Annotated in this window: 1 protein-coding gene; it reads right to left on the bottom strand. The window is 71.2% G+C overall.

The annotated features are described in order from the left end of the window. Positions 1–63: 63 nt before the first annotated feature. On the bottom strand, positions 64–1,274 hold a 1,211-nt coding region (locus VSO01S_RS26500), incomplete at its 5' end, for an NfrA family protein (protein WP_153305467.1).

Below are 1,274 nucleotides of genomic sequence, written 5' to 3'. Positions count from 1 at the left end.
CCGCGGCCGCGACATCGCGCCTGCGCAGGCCCGCGCGGCCCGGGCGCTGCGGGGCGGGGGAGCCTAGTGCAGCAGGATCCATTTGAGTTGCACCGTGTGGCGGTCGGTGCTGTTGCCCGCCACCACCTGGCGCACTTCGAGCGACAGCCGCTGGCTGATGGCCGGCGCGCGGTACTTGTCCTCCCGGTGCCAGGTCTGCAGCGCCACGCCCAGCCCCACGTCCAGCCGATTGACGTCGGCACGCGCGACGCTGTCGTTGTTGGCGCTGTAGTTGCTCGACAGGTAGGGCATGAGCGTGGCCTTGAAGGGTGCGTTCTCCAGCTTGAACTGCCGGCCCCATTCGCCCTGCACCGTGGCGTAGTAGGTGCTGGCGCGTACCAGCCAGGCCAGGTCGCCGTAGATGTTGGCGTAGGTCCACTGGCTGTCCACCGGATTCCAGTCGCCGCCCCAGGTGTGCGAGCCAGACAGTCGCAGCATGGCGTCGCTCTCGTGCTCGGCGGACTTGCGCCACAGGTATTCTGCCGAGCCGACGACCATGTAGTTCTGCGACAGGCGCTGGCGCACGCCCATGCCCAGCAGCTTGTTCTCGGGGTCGGTCTGCAGGCTGCGGTCTTCCAGGCCCACGGAGGCACGGCCGAACACCCAGGTGGGCAGTTGCGCGCCCAGCGGCGTGTAGCGGTACGAGGCGCCCAGGTTCAGCGAGCCGCCGTACTGCGAATAGTCCACCGGCGACAGCGGCACGCTGGTGTCCGGGCCATGGTCGAGGCGGATGTTGGCGTTGGCGCTCCAGTTGAAGCGGTCTTCCTGCGTCTGCACCGCGCGCCGCCAGCCGAACAGCCGGCGCTGGGCTTCGTCGTCGGGCAGCGCCAGGCGGCGCTGGATGCTGCCTTGCTCGTCGATGGCGGCGCGGCCGTAGCGGATCGCGTCCTCGCGCCGGTTCAGCTGCTCGGCCAGCCAGGCCAGCTCGGGCAGCAGTTCGGTCCGGCTGCCGTCCAGGCGCCACGCGGCCTCGAACTCGCGCAGGGCTTCTTCCTTCGCGCCGGAGGTCTTGAGCTGGTAGCCGTAGGCGGCATGCGCCTGCGCATCGTTGGGTGCCAGGCGCACGGCCTCGGCCAGCGCGGCCTGGGCGCCCGCTGCGTCGCCCTGCTGCGCCAGGCTGTGGGCCTTGCCGGTGAGCGCCTGGGAGGCCAGGGCGGTGTCGCTGCCGGCCAGCGACTGCGCCGCCGCGAAGTGGCGGGTGGCGCGCGCCGCATCCTCTGCGCTGCAATAGGCGG

The organism is Variovorax soli NBRC 106424 (genome assembly GCF_001591385.1).
Taxonomy (GTDB): Bacteria; Pseudomonadota; Gammaproteobacteria; order Burkholderiales; family Burkholderiaceae_C; genus Variovorax; species Variovorax soli.
Note: the sequence above shows the minus strand (reverse complement) of the source record. Positions and strands in the feature narration are given on the sequence as shown.